Here is a 15,759-nt window from a genome sequence, read left to right on the forward strand (position 1 = left end):
TGTTGATGGCCAGCTGGTGGATCTTAATGCTTGGCTGGGTAAATAAAGAGGTGAGCGTTTCTAGGTCGTCGGCTTCTAACTGTAGGCCACTGATCAAAACAGATTCAAAGACCAGTTTGGCCTCCGTAATCGAGCTGGAGCTGAACCAAAGGTCAATCTTGTCGATATACAGCGGTGTTTGTTTTTCAGGTTGGCTTTGGGTAATGCCCATTAAGGTGATGTGATAAGGCGACTGGTACTCAACATCTTCAATGAGCACAGGTTGTTCAATCGCATGTTTGATAAAAAAGTTAGTAATATCCGTACGGTATTGGGTTTGCAGGCTTAATAGCAATGCTGCGATAGTTGCAACGGCGATAGCCAACGCAATGCCGAACACCATGAATACCTTTTTCATTCCCTGAAAGCCTTAAATTTCAATCGTCTTAAAACAGAGTGGAACAAAAAGGGTCAAGCATCAACAAAAAAGCCCCTCAAAAGAGGGGCTTGCTACAAAAATATCATTTTAAATTGGGCGTTCGCTTTTGGCTTGGCCCGAGCAGATGATTGGGTTAGTCCAGTTGAGGGCCAGCCGCAACCAGTGACTTACCTTCAGCGTTGTCTGTGTACTTATCAAAGTTGTTGATGAAGCGCTCTGCTAGATCTTTCGCTTTGCTTTCCCATTGTAGAGGGTCAGTGTACGTGTCACGTGGATCAAGAATCGCTGGGTCAACATCGTGCAACGCTAGTGGTACTTCTAGGTTAAACATAGGGATAACCTTAGTCTCAGCTTGGTCGATTGAGCCATCTAGGATAGCGTCGATGATGCCACGAGTATCTTGGATTGAGATACGTTTGCCAGTGCCATTCCAACCAGTGTTCACAAGGTAAGCTTCAGCGCCAGCTGCTTCCATACGCTTCACAAGTACTTCAGCGTACTGAGTTGGATGAAGAGTTAGGAATGCCGCCCCAAATGCCGCAGAGAACGTTGGTGTTGGTTCAGTAATACCACGCTCTGTACCTGCTAGTTTCGCAGTGAAGCCAGATAGGAAGTGGTACTTCGTTTGCTCTGGAGTCAGTTTAGAAACAGGTGGTAACACACCAAATGCATCAGCAGTCAGGAAGATAACCTTTTGAGCGTGACCGGCTTTTGATACTGGCTTAACGATGTTGTCGATATGGTGAATCGGGTAAGAAACACGAGTGTTCTCGGTTTTTGAGCCGTCATCAAAATCGATAGAACCATCGCCACGAACCGTTACGTTTTCTAGTAGCGCATCGCGACGGATAGCATTGTAGATTTCAGGTTCTGCTTCTTTAGATAGGCGAATGGTCTTGGCGTAACAACCACCTTCGAAATTGAAGATACCATCGTCATCCCAACCGTGCTCATCATCACCGATTAGCTCACGTTTAGGGTCGGTTGAAAGGGTTGTTTTACCTGTGCCTGATAGACCGAAGAAAATCGCCACATCGCCTTCTTCACCGACGTTAGCACTACAGTGCATTGAAGCAATGCCTTGCAGAGGAAGTAGGTAGTTCATCATTGCGAACATGCCTTTCTTCATCTCACCGCCGTACCAAGTACCACCGATGATTTGAACGCGTTCTGTTAGGTTGAAAGCAACGAAGTTTTCAGAGTTGAGACCCTGCTTTTCCCAGTTAGGGTTAGTTGTTTTAGCACCGTTCATTACCACGAAATCAGGTTCGAACGTTGCTAGCTCTTCGTCTGTTGGACGAATGAACATGTTCTTAACGAAGTGCGCTTGCCATGCTACTTCAGTGATAATACGTACACTTAAGCGCGTATCAGGGTTAGCACCACAGTAACCGTCAATGACAAACAGGCGCTTGCCAGATAGCTGAGTTGTCACAAGCTCTTTAAGCTCATCCCATACTTCAGTTGTAATCGGTTTGTTGTCGTTTTTGCCTTGATCTGACCACCACATGGTATCGCGCGTGGTGTCATCTTTAACAATGTACTTATCTTTTGGTGAGCGGCCAGTAAAGATACCAGTGTCAACCGCAACAGAGCCTAGTTCCGTTACTACGCCTTTTTCGTAGCCTTCCAAACCTGGCAGTGTCTCTTCAACGAATAACTGCTCGTAGCTAGGGTTACGAAGAACTTCAGTAACGCCAGTCAGTCCGTGCTTAGTTAGATCAATTTGTGCAGCCTTAGTATGTTCCATAACGGTCATAGGTGCTCCTTGTAGGATATTTTGTAGGGATTTTGTATTAATTTTTTATTGTTATCTGCTCACCATGCTAGCAACGAGGCTCGGGGGAAACAGGGATATAGCTCAAAAAATATCCATATTAACCATGGGGTTTTAAGCGCCTCATCACATATTGGCCTGACTAGTCTATCCTGTACGCAAACCTTTGCGCTAGAGGAGAGAACATTATTAATTGATTAAAATTAAGAGGTGATTTTATTACGAGATGTTACGGAGTTTGCGATATTTTGATCACAAAAAAGGCCAGCGTAGTGCTGACCTTTTTGGGGTAAATTACGTGTTTTTGGTACGCCGTAAATTAATGAACCGTATTGCTGCCTTTATCTGCCGCTTCTGCATACAGAGCATCAACATCATTCTTGTCGAACGAGTAGTTTGTGCCACAGTAATCGCAGTGTAGAGCAACGCTGCCTTCAGTGCTAAGGATGTCGTAGATCTCTTCTTGAGCGACAGTAATGATAGCGGCACCGCTTCGGTCACGTGAACAACCACAGAAGAATTCAACCGGTTGTGGTGTGAACAGTTGTACTTTCTCTTGGTTGTACAAACGGTAAAGCAGTTCGTTTGCTTCTAGAGTGAATAGCTCTTCATTTTTAACTGTGTCAGTTAGCTGCTCTAGGTGCTCGAAGTCGTCTGGCGTACCAGTGCCGTCTGGCATCACTTGTAGCAACATACCAGCAGCGTGTGCTTTACCTTCATGCTCGCCAGTGCGCAACCATAGACGTGTCTTTAGCTGTTCAGAGTTTGCGAAGTAACCTTCAAGGACTTCAGCTAAAGTGTCACCTTCAAGACCAACGATACCTTGGTAACGCTCACCTTTTTTAGGATCGATAGTGATCACTAGGTGACCTTTACCTATTAGATCGTGCAGGCCAGCGTCGTCGGCAATGTCACCATCAAAGCGAGCAACGCCACGGATCTTCTGATCGTTATCGCCATTGATAACAGCTAGAGATACAGGGCCATCACCTTGCAGTTGCATGGTGATAGAGCCTTCAAACTTTAGAGTCGCTGTTAGTAGCGTCGTTGAAACCAGTAGCTCACCCAACAGCTTTTGTACTGGCGCTGGGTATTCCTTGCTAGAAATAATCTGTTGGTATGCTTCGTCCATCTGTACCAATTCACCACGAACTGATAGGTCTTCAAATAGGTAGCGATTTAAAACATTACTTGTAGACATTGGGTTGGCCATTTGGCTATTCCTTCTAGCTTATTGAGTCTTGAACTTGATGATGTCACGACGTTGCTTTTTATCTGGGCGACGTTCTGGTGCTGGGTTATGAGCGTTCAGTTTACGTTGTGTTGCAAACTCTTCTCTCTTTGCCAAGCTCTCGGTGGTTTCTTCATAGAGGGTTTGAGCTATAGGAGCTCCACCACGATGGGCCGAGATTTTCTCGATTGTCACCGTCTTTTCTTCATTACCTTGGCGCAGGGTAATCACTGCTCCAAGTTCGACAATTTTACTTGGTTTGCTGCGCTGACCATTATAGTGGACTTTGCCACCATCGACCATATTGCGAGCAATAGACCGGGTTTTGTAAAAACGAGCTGCCCACAACCATTTATCGAGTCTGACAGCTTCATTAGTAGTTTTCATATAGGGCTGCGCCTTATTAAGTGAGAAATGAATGCGGTTTAACTGTAATGAACAGTGCGCAACATGCTTTTAATTACATTAAGTAGAAGCTTAAAGTGGAGGCGGTTGGCATTTTTTTCAAGTCATAATACAAAATAGCCATGTAATGCCGCTTTATAGATTTGCTATGATATAGTTCAGGATCTTATGCTTAAATAAGCTTGGTATCGAACGAATGAATAAAAAAGCTGAAAGTTTAATGATTTGCAGCATTTGTCGTCATGAAAAGGGGCAAGGAAAGTGAACTTTTTAGAGCTCAAAAATCGCGCAGGAAATTCTCCTGTGTTGAGCCGCTTATTAGAAAATGGATTTGTACTTCAGCAGAAACTAAGCCTAGCGATGTGTTGTATGTTGATTGCAGCTTCCGCATGGATTTTAGGGCAGCTTGCATGGTTTATTGAACCTGCTGAGCAAACCGTCGTGCCTTGGAAAGCAACAGCTTCATCATTTTCTACTCCTCAATCGACCCTTGATATATCTTCTTTGCAGCGGAGCAACCTTTTTGGTGCCTATAACCCAACCACGCCAGTTGTGGTTGAACAGCAAGTTATCCAAGATGCGCCAAAGACACGATTAAATCTAGTTTTGGTCGGTGCTGTTGCCAGTTCTAATCCAAAACGGAGCTTAGCGGTGATCGCTAATCGCGGTACGCAGGCGACCTACGGAATTAATGAAGAGATAGAAGGCACTAGAGCTAAGCTTAAAGCCGTATTAGTCGACCGTGTCATTATTGATAACTCAGGTCGAGACGAAACCTTGATGCTTGAAGGTATTGAGTACAAGCGTTTAGCTGTCTCAGCCCCTGCGCCACCTCGCGCTTCTTCTTCGGTTCGTGGTAATAACCCTGCTTCAGCAGAGCAAAAGCTAGATGAAATTAAAGCGAAGATAATGAAAGATCCGCAACAAATCTTCCAATATGTTCGACTGTCCCAGGTCAAGCGCGACGATAAAGTGATTGGTTATCGAGTGAGTCCAGGCAAAGATTCAGAACTTTTTAACTCAGTAGGGCTCCAAAACGGAGATATCGCGACTCAGTTAAATGGGCAAGACCTGACAGACCCCGCTGCTATGGGCAACATATTCCGTTCTATCTCAGAGCTGACAGAGCTAAATCTCGTCGTCGAGAGAGATGGTCAACAACATGAAGTGTTTATTGAATTTTAAAACTTTGCGTCTAACGAAGGACGAAAGTGTAGGAGAAGTACGTGAAGCATTGGTTTAAGAAAAGTGCATGGTTATTGGCAGGAAGCTTAATCTGCACACCCGCCGCCATCGCGAGTGATTTTAGTGCCAGCTTTAAAGGCACTGATATCCAAGAGTTTATTAATATTGTTGGCCGTAATCTAGAGAAGACGATCATCGTCGACCCTTCGGTGCGCGGAAAAATCGATGTACGCAGCTACGACGTACTCAATGAAGAGCAATATTACAGCTTCTTCTTAAACGTATTAGAAGTGTACGGCTATGCAGTCGTTGAAATGGACTCAGGTGTTCTTAAGATCATCAAAGCGAAAGATTCTAAAACCTCGGCAATCCCAGTTGTTGGCGACCGTGATTCGATCACAGGCGACAGCGTTGTGACACGTGTTGTGACGGTTCGTAATGTCTCGGTTCGTGAGCTATCTCCTCTGCTTCGTCAACTGAATGACAACGCGGGCGCGGGCAACGTGGTGCACTACGATCCTGCAAATATCATCTTGATTACCGGCCGTGCGGCGGTTGTAAACCGTTTAGCAGAGATCATCAAGCGTGTAGACCAAGCGGGTGATAAAGAGATTGAGGTCGTTGAACTAAAGAATGCTTCCGCCGCGGAGATGGTGCGTATAGTCGATGCACTAAGTAAAACCACAGATGCTAAAAACACCCCTGCCTTCCTACAGCCTAAATTAGTTGCCGATGAGCGTACCAATGCAATTCTTATCTCAGGCGACCCTAAAGTACGCAGTCGTTTAAGAAAGTTGATTGAACAGCTTGATGTGGAAATGGCGACTAAGGGTAACAACCAAGTTATCTACCTTAAATACGCAAAAGCGGAAGACTTAGTCGATGTGCTGAAAGGCGTGTCTGACAATCTGCAATCAGAGAAACAAACATCAACTAAAGGCAGTTCATCGCAGCGAAACCAAGTGATGATTTCCGCTCACAGCGATACTAACTCGTTGGTGATTACCGCACAGCCAGACATCATGAACGCGCTGCAAGACGTGATCGCTCAACTCGATATCCGTCGTGCTCAAGTTTTGATTGAAGCCTTAATTGTTGAAATGGCAGAAGGTGACGGCGTTAACCTAGGTGTGCAGTGGGGCAACCTAGAAACGGGTGCCATGATTCAGTACAGCAATACCGGTGCATCGATTGGCGGTGTGATGGTGGGTCTAGAAGAAGCAAAAGACTCGACAACAACTAAAGCGGTTTACGATAAGGATAATAATTTCCTACGTAATGAAACCACGACAGAAAAGGGTGACTATTCAACGTTAGCATCTGCTCTTTCTGGCGTTAATGGTGCTGCAATGAGTGTGGTTATGGGCGACTGGACTGCCTTAATCAGTGCGGTTGCGACCGATTCAAACTCAAACATTCTGTCTTCTCCAAGTATCACGGTGATGGATAACGGCGAAGCGTCGTTTATCGTTGGTGAAGAGGTGCCCGTTCTAACCGGTTCTACAGCAGGTTCAAGCAACGATAATCCATTCCAAACGGTTGAACGTAAAGAAGTGGGTATTAAGCTAAAAGTCGTGCCGCAAATCAATGAAGGTGACTCGGTTCAACTGCAAATAGAACAAGAAGTATCGAACGTATTAGGGGCAAACGGGGCAGTAGATGTTCGTTTTGCTAAGCGTCAGCTAAATACGTCAGTGATTGTTCAAGATGGTCAAATGCTGGTGTTGGGGGGCTTGATTGACGAGCGTGCACTGGAGAGTGAGTCTAAGGTCCCATTCTTGGGTGATATTCCTGTTCTTGGACACCTGTTCAAATCAACCAGTACTCAGGTTGAGAAAAAGAACCTAATGGTATTTATCAAGCCAACCATTATTCGTGATGGCATGACAGCCGATGGTATCACGCAACGCAAATACAACTTTATCCGTGCTGAGCAACTGTACAAGGCAGAGCAAGGCTTGAAACTAATGGATAACGATAATATTCCAGTACTTCCTAAGTTTGGCGATAGCATGAATCATCCTGCTGAAATCCAAGCCTTCATCGATCAAATGGAAGCAGAATAATGGCTGAATTGGTAGGGGCGGCACGTACTTATCAGCGCTTGCCGTTTAGCTTTGCGAATCGCTACAAGATGGTGTTGGAATATCAGCACCCGGAGCGCGCGCCAGTACTTTATTATGTTGAACCTCTGAAATCGGCGGCGATCATTGAAGTGAGCCGTGTTGTGAAAAATGGCTTCACGCCACAAGCGATCAGCGCAGACGAATTTGATAAAAAACTGACGGACGCGTATCAGCGTGACTCGTCGGAAGCTCGACAGTTAATGGAAGATATTGGTGCCGACAATGACGACTTTTTCTCGTTAGCGGAAGAGTTGCCACAAGACGAAGACTTGCTTGAATCAGAAGACGACGCACCGATCATCAAGTTAATTAATGCGATGTTGGGTGAGGCGATTAAAGAAGGCGCTTCGGATATTCATATCGAAACCTTCGAAAAGTCACTGTCTATCCGTTTCCGTATTGATGGCGTGTTACGTGATGTGTTGGCGCCGAGCCGTAAACTGGCTCCGCTGTTGGTTTCGCGTGTAAAGGTTATGGCTAAATTGGATATTGCGGAAAAACGCGTGCCACAAGATGGTCGTATTTCTCTGCGTATCGGTGGCCGAGCGGTTGATGTGCGTGTATCTACCATGCCTTCTTCACACGGTGAACGTGTGGTAATGCGTCTGTTGGATAAAAACGCCACTCGTCTAGATCTACACAGTTTGGGTATGACGGCAGAGAACCACGAGAACTTCCGTAAACTTATTCAGCGCCCACACGGTATTATCTTGGTTACCGGTCCTACGGGTTCGGGTAAATCAACGACCTTGTACGCTGGCCTGCAAGAACTCAACAGTAACGAACGCAACATCCTTACCGTTGAAGATCCAATCGAATTTGATATTGATGGTATTGGTCAAACACAGGTAAACCCTAAGGTTGATATGACCTTTGCGCGCGGCTTACGCGCCATTCTTCGTCAAGACCCGGATGTGGTAATGATTGGTGAGATCCGTGATTTAGAGACTGCTGAGATCGCTGTTCAAGCCTCTTTGACGGGTCACTTAGTCATGTCGACTCTTCACACCAATACGGCAATCGGTGCGATCACGCGTCTGCGTGATATGGGCATTGAACCTTTCTTGATCTCTTCTTCTCTGCTGGGTGTTTTGGCTCAGCGCTTGGTTCGTACTCTGTGTAACGACTGTAAAGAACCTTACGAAGCCGATAAAGAACAGAAAAAGCTGTTTGGTATGAAGAAGAAAGAGAGCCTCACACTTTACCATGCAAAAGGTTGTGAAGAGTGTGGCCATAAAGGTTATCGAGGTCGTACCGGTATTCATGAGCTACTGATGATTGACGATTCGGTACAAGAGCTGATTCACAGTGAAGCTGGAGAACAGGCAATTGAGAAAGCGATTCGTGGCACAACCCCAAGTATTCGAGATGATGGCTTGAGCAAAGTTCTGAAAGGGGTAACTTCCTTAGAAGAAGTGATGCGAGTGACTAAGGAAGTCTAGTATGGCGGCATTTGAATACAAAGCGCTGGATGCCAAAGGTAAGAGCAAAAAGGGTTCGATTGAAGCGGATAATGCTCGTCAGGCTCGCCAACGTTTAAAAGAACAAGGTTTAATGCCGGTTGAGATGACCGAAGCTAAGGCGAAAAATGCGAAAGGTACTCAGCCTTCGACCAGCTTTAAGCGTGGTATCAGTACGCCAGATCTTGCGTTGATTACTCGTCAAATATCCACGCTCGTTCAATCAGGTATGCCGCTAGAAGAGTGCTTGAAAGCGGTAGCTGAGCAGTCTGAAAAGCCACGTATTCGAACTATGTTACTGGCAGTCCGATCTAAAGTGACAGAAGGTTATTCGCTAGCGGATAGCTTGTCTGATTATCCACACATCTTCGATGAACTGTTTAGGGCCATGGTTGCGGCGGGTGAGAAGTCTGGTCACTTAGATGCGGTATTGGAGCGACTGGCCGATTACGCAGAAAATCGTCAGAAGATGCGCTCTAAGCTGCTACAAGCGATGATCTACCCTGTGGTGCTGGTGGTGTTTGCGGTGACGATTGTTTCGTTCCTGTTGGCAACCGTGGTACCTAAGATCGTCGAGCCTATTATCCAAATGGGCCAAGAGCTTCCTCAGTCGACACAATTTTTATTGGCATCGAGTGAATTTATCCAGAATTGGGGCATCCAATTACTGTTGTTGATCATTGGTGTGATTGTGTTGATTAAGACCGCGCTAAAAAAGCCGGGTGTTCGCATGAACTGGGATCGCAAACTATTAAGTATTCCGCTGATCGGCAAGATTGCGAAAGGGATCAATACCTCTCGTTTTGCACGAACACTCTCAATTTGTACCTCGAGTGCGATTCCAATCCTTGAAGGGATGAAGGTCGCGGTTGATGTGATGTCGAATCAACATGTGAAACAACAAGTATTACAGGCTTCAGACAGTGTTAGAGAAGGCGCAAGCCTACGTAAAGCGTTGGATCAAACCAAACTCTTTCCACCGATGATGCTGCATATGATTGCCAGTGGTGAGCAGAGTGGTCAGTTGGAACAGATGCTGACAAGAGCGGCAGACAACCAAGACCAAAGCTTTGAGTCGACGGTCAATATCGCGTTAGGCATTTTCACCCCAGCGCTTATCGCGTTGATGGCCGGTTTGGTGCTGTTTATCGTGATGGCGACACTGATGCCGATGCTTGAAATGAACAATTTAATGAGTGGATAACGTATTGCTCATCAGACGTTAGTTTTTGGATTATCGAGAAGAAGGGCATTATTACCTTCAACTCGCTATCTGTAATTTGGAGAAAATAATGAAAAATAAAATGAAAAAACAGTCAGGCTTTACTCTATTGGAAGTGATGGTTGTTGTGGTTATTCTTGGTGTTTTAGCTAGCTTTGTTGTTCCTAACCTTTTGGGTAACAAAGAGAAGGCGGATCAACAGAAAGCCATCACGGATATCGTGGCGCTAGAGAACGCGCTAGATATGTACAAACTGGATAACAGTGTTTACCCAACAACGGATCAAGGCCTTGATGGATTGGTTTCTAAGCCAAACAGTCCAGAGCCTCGTAACTACCGTGACGGTGGCTACATTAAGCGTCTGCCTAACGACCCATGGGGCAATGAGTACCAATACCTAAGCCCAGGTGATAACGGTACTATCGATATCTTTACGCTTGGTGCTGACGGCCAAGAAGGTGGTGAAGGTATCGCTGCGGATATCGGTAACTGGAACATGCAAGATTTCCAATAAGCTTCGGTTTATTGTCGCTTGATAAGTTCCTGTTGGTTGAACAGTTCGTGTTAGTTGATACGTTATTGATGGTAAGACGTATACAGATGGAGTCTCCAAGGTGAAAACTAAGCAAACACAGCCAGGTTTCACCTTGATTGAGATTCTTTTGGTGTTGGTATTACTGTCAGTAACTGCGGTCGCGGTGATAGCGACTATTCCGACCAATAGCAAAGATGTCGCCAAAAAATACGCTCAAAGCTTTTATCAACGAGTTCAATTACTCAATGAAGAGGCTATTTTGAGTGGCTTGGATTTTGGCGTTCGGGTTGATGAAAAGAAATCGACTTACGTTCTGATGGCGCTTAAGTCAGAAGGTTGGCAAGAAGTCGAATTTGAAAAAATCCCCTCTTCAACTGAATTACCGGAAGAACTCGCGTTGTCACTGACTTTAGGTGGTGGCGCATGGGAAGACGATGATCGTTTGTTCAATCCCGGAAGCTTGTTTGATGAAGATATGTTTGCGGATCTTGAAGAGACAAAAAAGCCCAAGCCACCTCAGATATACATTTTGTCGAGTGCTGAAATGACGCCATTTGTATTGTCGTTTTATCCAAATACCGGAGACACCATACAAGATGGTTGGCGTATTCGCGTGTTGGATAATGGTGTGATTCGACTGCTAGAGCCGGGAGAAGAAGATGAAGAGGAATAACCGTTCTCCTTCTCGTGGTATGCCTCTTGGTTCTCGAGGAATGACTCTGCTTGAAGTATTAGTTGCGCTTGCTATCTTCGCTACGGCGGCGATCAGTGTGATTCGTGCTGTCACCCAACACATTAATACCCTCAGTTATTTAGAAGAAAAAACCTTCGCGGCGATGGTTGTTGATAACCAGATGGCCTTAGTCATGCTGCATCCTGAGAAGCTTAAAAAAGCGCAGGGCACGCAAGAGTTAGCGGGAAGAGAGTGGTTCTGGAAGGTGACTCCCATCGATACCAGCGATAATTTATTAAAGGCGTTTGATGTGAGTGCAGCAACCAGTAAGAAAGCTTCTCCAGTGGTCACGGTGCGCAGTTATGTGGTCAATTAAAAGCGTGTCGTTAGCTAAGAGCAAGTCGCCAAGCGAGAGCATGTCCGCCAATAAGCGAGAGCCTCGTAAACAAGGTCTATCTTCAAAAGGGAGAGGCTTTACTTTAATCGAAGTTTTGGTTTCGATTGCCATCTTTTCCACGTTAAGCATGGCGGCTTATCAGGTGGTAAATCAGGTCCAACGAAGCAACGAACTCTCTATTGAGCGCAGTGCTCGTTTAAATCAACTGCAACGCAGTTTAGTCATTTTAGATAATGATTTTCGCCAGATGGCGGTACGACAATTTCGTACCAATGGTGAAGAAGCATCATCTAAGCTGATCCTAATGAAAGAGTATTTACTGGATTCCGACAGTGTTGGCATCATGTTTACTCGCCTTGGTTGGCACAACCCACAGCAGCAGTTCCCTCGCGGAGAAGTCACCAAAGTAGGCTACCGCATAAAAGAGGAAACGCTTGAGCGTGTATGGTGGCGTTACCCCGATACACCTGCCGGTCAACAAGGTGTGATTACTCCTCTGGTTGATGATGTTGAGAACCTGGAGTTCGAGTTTTATGACGGAAGCCGCTGGGGCAAAGAGTGGCAAACCGATAAATCACTGCCTAAAGCGGTGAGACTTAAGCTGACACTGAAAGATTACGGTGAGATAGAACGTGTTTATCTCACACCAAGTGGCGCCTTAGATCAGGTCGATGATTCTTCAAACAGTGACTCTTCAGGCAGTAATGAGGGGAATAATGATTCATCAAACTAATAAGCCTGCACTGACAAAATCTGCTGTGGGGCGTAAACAGCGTGGTGTCGCGCTGATCATTATTCTGATGCTTTTGGCGATCATGGCAACCATAGCTGGCAGTATGTCGGAGCGTCTGTTTACGCAATTCAAACGCGTTGGCAATCAACTGAATTACCAACAGGCTTACTGGTATAGCATTGGTGTAGAAGCACTTGTCCAAGACGGTATTAGGCAAAGTTATAAAGATAGTGATACGGTGAACTTAAGCCAGCCATGGGCGTTAGAGGAGCAGGTATACCCATTGGATTATGGCCAAGTTAAAGGGCGTATCGTTGATGCGCAGGCTTGTTTCAATCTTAATGCGCTCGCTGGGATTACGACGACATCAAGTAACCAACCCCCTTATTTAGTGAAGGTTTGGCAAACCTTACTGGAAAACCAAAATGTGGAGCCTTATCAGGCTGAGGTTATCGCAAATTCAAGTTGGGAATTTCTGGACTCTGATACTCGAGCCACCTCTTCTACGGGGGTAGAAGACAGCACTTATGAGGCGATGAAGCCAGCTTATTTGGCGGCGAATGGCTTAATAGCAGATGAATCGGAGCTGCGAGCCGTTTATCAGGTCTCTGGTGAGGCAATGGAAAAGGTACATCCATTTATTTGCGCTTTGCCCACTGATGATTTCCGATTAAACGTGAATACCATCTCGGAAAAGCAGGCATCTTTACTGGAAGCAATGTTTGCACCCGGTCTAAGTGAATCGGACGCCAAACAGCTGATAGACAAGCGCCCATTTGATGGCTGGGATTCGGTGGATGCGTTTATGGCTGAGCCTGCTATTGTTGGTGTGAGTGCAGAAGTCAGCAAACAAGCGAAAGCATATTTAACTGTAGATAGCGCCTATTTTGAGCTAGATGCAGAGGTATTAGTTGAGCAGTCTCGTGTACGTATACGAACGCTTTTCTATAGTAGTAATAGAGAAACAGTGACGGTAGTACGCCGTCGTTTTGGAGGAATCCGTGAGCGAGTTTCTGACCGTTCGACTGAGTAGCGAGCCACAAAGCCCAGTGCAGTGGTTGGTTTGGTCGACAAGCCAACAAGAAGTGATAGCAAGTGGTGAGCTGTCTAGCTGGGATCAGCTTGATGAGTTAACGCCTTACGCTGAAAAGCGTAGCTGTATCGCTTTATTGCCGGGAAATGAGTGCTTAATTAAGCGTGTTGAAATTCCGAAAGGTGCTGCTCGCCAGTTCGACTCTATGCTGCCATTTTTGTTAGAAGACGAAGTGGCACAAGATATCGAAGACTTACATCTAACCATTTTAGATAAAGATGCAACGCACGCTACTGTGTGTGGTGTAGATCGCGAGTGGTTAAAACAAGCTTTAGACCAGTTTCGCAAAGCCAATATTATTTTCCGTAAGGTGCTACCAGATACACTAGCCGTGCCTGTTGAAGATCAAGGCATCAGTGCATTGCAAATCGACCAGCATTGGCTATTACGTCAAGGTCACTCTCAACGTCAAGGTAACTATCAAGCCGTATCAATCAGCGAAGCATGGTTAGCGATGTTTTTGCAAAGTGATTGGGTTGTGGCTGACGACGAAGACCAACCTACGACTATCTTCAGCTATACCGCAATGCCGAGCGACGATGTACAGCAGCAAAGCGGTATGGAATGGCAAGCAAAGCCTGCGGAATTGGTGATGTCCTTATTGAGCCAACAAGCGATCACCAGCGGCGTAAATTTACTGACGGGCACCTTTAAAACCAAATCTTCTTTCAGTAAATATTGGCGTGTATGGCAGAAGGTGGCGATCGCTGCTTGCTTGCTGGTGGCCGTGATTGTGACTCAACAAGTGTTGAAGGTGCAGCAATACGAAGCACAAGCACAAGCCTATCGCATGGAGAGTGAGCGTATCTTTAGAGCCGTTCTGCCAGGTAAACAACGAATTCCGACAGTAAGCTACCTTAAACGTCAGATGAATGACGAAGCTAAGAAATACGGTGGCTCAGGCGATGGTGACTCCTTACTTGGTTGGTTAGCATTGCTGCCAGAAACGTTAGGACAAGTGAAATCGATCGAAGTCGAAAGCATTCGCTATGATGGCAATCGTTCTGAAGTTCGATTACAAGCTAAAAGCGCTGATTTTCAACATTTTGAGACGGCTAAAGTGAAACTTGAAGAGAAGTTTTCCGTTGAACAAGGGCCATTGAACCGTAATGGCGATGCCGTATTTGGTAGTTTTACCCTTAAGCCCCGTCAGTAACTGCGCAAGGAGATCAGTGATGAGAAATATAATTGAACCACTCCAAGCGTGGTGGACTTCAATAAGTCAAAGAGAGCAACGATTAGTCGTTGGTTGCTCAATTTTATTGGTAGTAGGTATCATTTATTGGGGGCTAATACAGCCCCTCAGTCAGCGAGCTGAACTGGCACAGAATCGCATTCAAAGTGAAAAACAACTACTGGCTTGGGTTACTAATAAAGCCAATGAAGTGGTTGAACTAAGAGGCAATGGTGGCATTAGTGCTAGTCAGCCTTTGAATCAATCCGTGCCTGCATCTATGCGTCGCTTCAAGATCGAATTGATACGAGTGCAACCACGTGGCGAGATGCTGCAAGTGTGGATTAAACCTTTGCCATTTAATCAATTTGTTGATTGGCTGACATACCTGAAAGAAAAGCAGGGTGTTGAGGTTGAGTTTATGGATATTGATCGCTCTGATAGCCTTGGGGTTATTGACGTCAACCGACTACAGTTTAAATGAGGTTAATGTGAAACGCGGTTTATCTTTTAAGTATGGTTTGTTATTTAGCAGCATCTTTATCGTTTTTTTCTCGGTAAGTTTGTTGCTGCACTTGCCGGCTTCTTTTGTTCTTAAACATGCGCCCGTTGTACGTGGTTTAAGCATTGAAGGCGTTGAGGGCACCGTTTGGCAAGGTCGCGCTAACAATATTGCGTGGCAGCGTGTCAATTACGGCTCAGTGCAGTGGGACTTCCAGTTCTCTAAACTATTCCAAGCCAAAGCAGAACTTGCAATTCGCTTTGGTCGTAACAGCGACATGAACTTATCTGGTAAAGGGCTTATCGGGTATAGCATGAGCGGTGCTTACACGGAAAACTTAGTGGCATCAATGCCAGCTAGCAACGTGATGAAGTATGCGCCAGCGATACCTGTGCCAGTGTCTATTGCAGGACAAGTTGAACTGACTATCAAACATGCGGTTCATGCTCAACCTTGGTGCCAATCGGGTGAAGGTACGCTTGCTTGGTCGGGCGCTGCGGTTGATTCTCCGGTTGGCTCGTTAGATTTTGGCCCTGTGATTGCTGACATCAGTTGTGAAAACAGCACTGTTTCAGCGAAAGGTAATCAGAAGAGTGCTCAAGTTGATAGTGAGTTTTCTGCGAGCGTAACGCCAAATCAAAGCTACACCTCGGCCGCATGGTTTAAGCCGGGCGCTGAATTCCCACCTGCGATGCAGAGTCAGCTTAAGTGGTTGGGCAACCCTGACAGCCAAGGTAAGTACCAATTTACTTATCAAGGCCGTTTTTAGCTAAATAGCTAAGGGTTACTAAACGATGAAATATAAATAAAACGGGCACCTCAGTGAGG

Annotated in this window: 15 protein-coding genes and 1 pseudogene; 12 read left to right on the top strand and 4 right to left on the bottom strand. The window is 45.7% G+C overall.

What is annotated here, in order from left to right; genetic code table 11:
• From AB4653_RS09785 to hslR, 4 genes and pseudogenes are all read right to left on the bottom strand, one after another.
• A pseudogene (locus AB4653_RS09785) lies at positions 1-397 on the bottom strand (AsmA family protein); the annotation flags it as partial.
• A 154-nt stretch (positions 398-551) separates the two neighbouring features.
• Positions 552-2,177, bottom strand: coding sequence for a phosphoenolpyruvate carboxykinase (ATP) (gene pckA, locus AB4653_RS09790; RefSeq protein ID WP_009848030.1), 1,626 nt, complete (start codon positions 2,175-2,177; stop codon positions 552-554).
• Positions 2,178-2,514: 337 nt separating this feature from the next.
• Complete coding sequence (gene hslO, locus AB4653_RS09795; protein ID WP_009848029.1) at positions 2,515-3,408, bottom strand: Hsp33 family molecular chaperone HslO; 894 nt, start codon at positions 3,406-3,408, stop codon at positions 2,515-2,517.
• Between the two features lie 18 nt (positions 3,409-3,426).
• On the bottom strand, positions 3,427-3,813 hold the full coding sequence (gene hslR / locus AB4653_RS09800; protein ID WP_009848028.1) for a ribosome-associated heat shock protein Hsp15: 387 nt from the start codon (positions 3,811-3,813) through the stop codon (positions 3,427-3,429).
• Between the two features lie 279 nt (positions 3,814-4,092).
• Here hslR and gspC point away from each other — a divergent pair, with 279 nt between their 5' ends.
• The 12 genes from gspC (at position 4,093) to AB4653_RS09860 (ending at position 15,700) form a co-directional block, all read left to right on the top strand.
• On the top strand, positions 4,093-5,016 hold the full coding sequence (gene gspC / locus AB4653_RS09805) for a type II secretion system protein GspC (protein ID WP_009848027.1): 924 nt from the start codon (positions 4,093-4,095) through the stop codon (positions 5,014-5,016).
• A gap of 41 nt (positions 5,017-5,057) precedes the next feature.
• Positions 5,058-7,082, top strand: a complete 2,025-nt coding sequence (gspD, locus tag AB4653_RS09810) for a type II secretion system secretin GspD (protein WP_009848026.1) — start codon at positions 5,058-5,060, stop codon at positions 7,080-7,082.
• The gene (gene gspE / locus AB4653_RS09815; RefSeq protein ID WP_009848025.1) at positions 7,082-8,584 is read left to right on the top strand and encodes a type II secretion system ATPase GspE; all 1,503 of its coding nucleotides are present in this window, start codon (positions 7,082-7,084) and stop codon (positions 8,582-8,584) included. The genes gspD and gspE overlap by 1 nt, the downstream gene beginning before the upstream one ends.
• A 1-nt stretch (position 8,585) precedes the next feature.
• The gene (gene gspF / locus AB4653_RS09820) at positions 8,586-9,806 is read left to right on the top strand and encodes a type II secretion system inner membrane protein GspF (protein WP_017099562.1); all 1,221 of its coding nucleotides are present in this window, start codon (positions 8,586-8,588) and stop codon (positions 9,804-9,806) included.
• An 88-nt stretch (positions 9,807-9,894) separates the two neighbouring features.
• Positions 9,895-10,338 carry a type II secretion system major pseudopilin GspG gene (gspG, locus tag AB4653_RS09825; RefSeq protein WP_017102442.1) on the top strand — a complete coding sequence of 148 codons (444 nt, stop codon included), beginning with the start codon at positions 9,895-9,897 and terminating at the stop codon, positions 10,336-10,338.
• Between the two features lie 100 nt (positions 10,339-10,438).
• Complete coding sequence (gspH, locus tag AB4653_RS09830; RefSeq protein ID WP_102257545.1) at positions 10,439-11,032, top strand: type II secretion system minor pseudopilin GspH; 594 nt, start codon at positions 10,439-10,441, stop codon at positions 11,030-11,032.
• Positions 11,019-11,408 carry a type II secretion system minor pseudopilin GspI gene (gene gspI / locus AB4653_RS09835; protein ID WP_076667666.1) on the top strand — a complete coding sequence of 130 codons (390 nt, stop codon included), beginning with the start codon at positions 11,019-11,021 and terminating at the stop codon, positions 11,406-11,408. Before gspH ends, gspI begins: the two co-directional genes overlap by 14 nt.
• Entirely contained in the window at positions 11,395-12,162 is a 768-nt protein-coding gene (gspJ, locus tag AB4653_RS09840; protein WP_102257546.1) for a type II secretion system minor pseudopilin GspJ, read from the top strand. The genes gspI and gspJ overlap by 14 nt, the downstream gene beginning before the upstream one ends.
• Positions 12,146-13,195, top strand: coding sequence for a type II secretion system minor pseudopilin GspK (gspK, locus tag AB4653_RS09845; protein WP_102257547.1), 1,050 nt, complete (start codon positions 12,146-12,148; stop codon positions 13,193-13,195). The genes gspJ and gspK overlap by 17 nt, the downstream gene beginning before the upstream one ends.
• On the top strand, positions 13,164-14,411 hold the full coding sequence (gene gspL, locus AB4653_RS09850) for a type II secretion system protein GspL (protein WP_102249014.1): 1,248 nt from the start codon (positions 13,164-13,166) through the stop codon (positions 14,409-14,411). Before gspK ends, gspL begins: the two co-directional genes overlap by 32 nt.
• 19 nt (positions 14,412-14,430) lie before the next feature.
• Positions 14,431-14,913 carry a type II secretion system protein M gene (locus AB4653_RS09855; RefSeq protein WP_102257548.1) on the top strand — a complete coding sequence of 161 codons (483 nt, stop codon included), beginning with the start codon at positions 14,431-14,433 and terminating at the stop codon, positions 14,911-14,913.
• Positions 14,914-14,920: 7 nt separating this feature from the next.
• Positions 14,921-15,700 (top strand): type II secretion system protein N, encoded by a 780-nt coding sequence (locus AB4653_RS09860; RefSeq protein WP_102257549.1) that lies wholly within the window; start codon positions 14,921-14,923, stop codon positions 15,698-15,700.
• The last annotated feature ends 59 nt before the right edge of the window (positions 15,701-15,759 follow it).

It is taken from the genome of Vibrio sp. 10N.222.48.A3 (assembly GCF_041475345.1).
Classification (GTDB): Bacteria; Pseudomonadota; Gammaproteobacteria; order Enterobacterales; family Vibrionaceae; genus Vibrio; species Vibrio tasmaniensis_A.

Coding starts and splice junctions, on each gene's coding strand:
- gspG (WP_017102442.1), top strand. CDS start 9,895: ATGAAAAATAAAATGAAAAAACAGTCAGGCTTTACTCTATTGGAAGTG.
- hslR (WP_009848028.1), bottom strand. CDS start 3,813: ATGAAAACTACTAATGAAGCTGTCAGACTCGATAAATGGTTGTGGGCA.
- gspF (WP_017099562.1), top strand. CDS start 8,586: ATGGCGGCATTTGAATACAAAGCGCTGGATGCCAAAGGTAAGAGCAAA.
- gspI (WP_076667666.1), top strand. CDS start 11,019: ATGAAGAGGAATAACCGTTCTCCTTCTCGTGGTATGCCTCTTGGTTCT.
- gspE (WP_009848025.1), top strand. CDS start 7,082: ATGGCTGAATTGGTAGGGGCGGCACGTACTTATCAGCGCTTGCCGTTT.
- gspJ (WP_102257546.1), top strand. CDS start 11,395: ATGTGGTCAATTAAAAGCGTGTCGTTAGCTAAGAGCAAGTCGCCAAGC.
- hslO (WP_009848029.1), bottom strand. CDS start 3,408: ATGGCCAACCCAATGTCTACAAGTAATGTTTTAAATCGCTACCTATTT.
- gspK (WP_102257547.1), top strand. CDS start 12,146: ATGATTCATCAAACTAATAAGCCTGCACTGACAAAATCTGCTGTGGGG.
- AB4653_RS09855 (WP_102257548.1), top strand. CDS start 14,431: ATGAGAAATATAATTGAACCACTCCAAGCGTGGTGGACTTCAATAAGT.
- pckA (WP_009848030.1), bottom strand. CDS start 2,177: ATGACCGTTATGGAACATACTAAGGCTGCACAAATTGATCTAACTAAG.